Raw genomic sequence first — 2,287 nt, 5'->3', positions numbered from 1 at the left:
CAGATTAACGACCGGCCTCGCGCGGAGTAAGCCATGAATACGCAAAATACATTTGATCTATACGCACGAATAGACAGTCGATTGTTGCCATAGACTTGCGTCCACTGTGCAGTTGAGGAGGTTTTTGCCTCGAGATGATCAGCCCGTCATCCGCTACCCGCTGACCAGCAAGTGGCCGCCGAGTAAACCGAGGCCGATGAAGAACACGCGTTTGAACAGCACGGCGCTGATCCGCTGGCGCAGCCACTGCCCGAGCAACATACCGAGGACCGCCGGAATCAGCGCCAGCATTGAAGCACTCAACTCGCCACCGCCCAGCGAGCCGCGCCATAACAGACCGGCGGCGAGTGCGAGGGTCGACACGGTGAACGACAGGCCCAGCGCCTGCACCAGTTCATCCTTGCTCAAACCCAGCGCTTGCAGGTACGGCACCGCTGGAATCACGAACACGCCGGTGGCGGAAGTGATGATGCCGGTCAACACGCCACATAACGGACCGAGCCAACCCTCGTTCTGCTCGCTGACGCGTAAGGTCGGCAGGAACAGCCCGCTCAGCGCGTAGATCAACAACGCCGCGCCCAAACCCCGCACCACCCAATGCCCGCCCGCCATGCCGAGCCACACCGTGCCGGCGCCGGTGCCGAGGAAGATCGCCAGTAGCATCGGCCACAGCCGTTTGGCCAGCCCGCGCAAATGCCCGCCGAATGCCAGTTGCCAGACATTGGTCACGGTCGCGGGAATGATCAGTAACGCCGCAGCCTGCGACGGCGCCATAGCCAGACCGAGCAGGCCCATGGCGATGGTCGGCAGGCCGAGGCCGATAACGCCTTTGATCATGCCGGCCAGCAGGAAGGTGGCGATGACCATCAGGGACAGGGCAAGCCCGAGGTTTTGGTAGAACGCGGCGAGTGAATTCATGGGGTCATTCTGGGGCTGGATTGGCCTGGTGAAAATCTGCCATATACTGAGGGTGCCTCTTGTTTGGCAATAGGCTGACAACTTTGTCGTTTTGACGGACGCTTCGTCGGAACGCCGCCCGGAGCCGGCTCGCTCCCACATTTGGAATGCATTCCCCTGTGGGAGCGAGCCTGCTCCGGGCGGCGTTCCGACGAAGGCGTCCGCCCAGACAACACTTACTTGAAGACTGGTGTAATGCACTTCGACCTGACCGACCTGCGCCTCTACCTGAACATCCTCGACACCGGCAACATCACCGCCGGCGCCGCGCGCAGCCATCTGTCCCTGGCGGCAGCGAGTGCACGCATCCGCGCAATGGAATCTTCGCTCGGCATCGAGTTCCTCGAGCGCGGCCGTCGCGGCGTCACGCCCACGCCTGCCGGAAAAGCCCTGGCGCGACACGCGCGGCTCCTGCTGCAACACGCCGAACGCATGCAGCAGGACCTGGCCGAGTATGCGCAAGGCGTCAAAGGTCAGGTGCGTTTGTTGTGCAACACCACGGCGATCACCGAATACCTTCCCGAGTTGCTCGCCGATTTCCTGCGCAGCCACCCCAACCTCGACATCGACCTGCAAGAACTGCCCAGCGCGCGCATCACTCATGCCTTGCGCCAAGGCGCGGCGGACTTGGGGCTGGTGTCCGACGCCGTGAACACCGATGACCTGCAGACCCGCCCGTTTCGCGACGATCCGCTGGTGCTGATCATGCCCCGCGACCATCCATTGGCCGTTGCGCCCTCGGTCAGTTTCAGCGATACCTTGCCCCACGACTACGTCGGGCTCAACGCGAACAGCGCGTTGGCGGTGCACCTTGAAGAGCAGGCGCTGCAAACCGGCTCACGCATGCAGATCCGCATCCGCGCCGACGGCTTCGACGGCGTGATGCGCATGGTCGCTCGAGGTGCCGGGCTGGCGATCGTGCCGCTGGCGGCCGTGGAGCGCTGGCCGGGCGAAAGTCCTTTCAAGAGCCTCGCCCTGCAAGAACCCTGGGCCCGGCGCAAACTGTTGCTGTGTGCCCGGGATTTTGCGGCGTTACCCGGTTATGCCAACGCCTTGCTGAACGCCTTGATGCTTCCCTGAGGGGCAGACTTCAGCTTCGCGCGCTTCTGGACACTTCGATGTCGAGTTCAGACAACTGACCGATGCAAGGGCGCTATAGGGTGCGACTTCAGTTCTCCCTCACGCCCGGAGTCATCATGTCCGCACCGATTACCGTTCTTCGCGACACTCACCCGCTGCCAGTGCTCGACGCCTGCAAATGGGAAAAACTCGAAGGCGATCCGCACACGGTCAACCTCAACGCCTACACCAGCGAAGACGGCAGCAAGAT

Annotated in this window: 2 protein-coding genes and 1 pseudogene; 2 read left to right on the top strand and 1 reads right to left on the bottom strand. The window is 62.7% G+C overall.

Going from position 1 to position 2,287, the window contains the following annotated elements; translation table 11 throughout:
- Nucleotides 1-153: 153 nt before the first annotated feature.
- Nucleotides 154-918, bottom strand: a complete 765-nt coding sequence (locus F8N62_RS31180; protein WP_150713389.1) for a sulfite exporter TauE/SafE family protein — start codon at nucleotides 916-918, stop codon at nucleotides 154-156.
- Nucleotides 919-1,152: 234 nt separating this feature from the next.
- Between F8N62_RS31180 and F8N62_RS31175 the strand changes: the two genes are divergently transcribed.
- Both F8N62_RS31175 and F8N62_RS31170 read left to right on the top strand, forming a co-directional pair.
- The gene (locus F8N62_RS31175) at nucleotides 1,153-2,037 is read left to right on the top strand and encodes a LysR substrate-binding domain-containing protein (RefSeq protein WP_150713390.1); all 885 of its coding nucleotides are present in this window, start codon (nucleotides 1,153-1,155) and stop codon (nucleotides 2,035-2,037) included.
- A gap of 116 nt (nucleotides 2,038-2,153) precedes the next feature.
- Nucleotides 2,154-2,287 (top strand): annotated as a pseudogene (locus F8N62_RS31170) (cupin); the annotation flags it as partial.

Source organism: Pseudomonas fluorescens, from assembly GCF_902497785.1.
Classification (GTDB): Bacteria; Pseudomonadota; Gammaproteobacteria; order Pseudomonadales; family Pseudomonadaceae; genus Aquipseudomonas; species Aquipseudomonas fluorescens_BO.
This window is presented reverse-complemented; position numbering and strand designations above follow the sequence as displayed.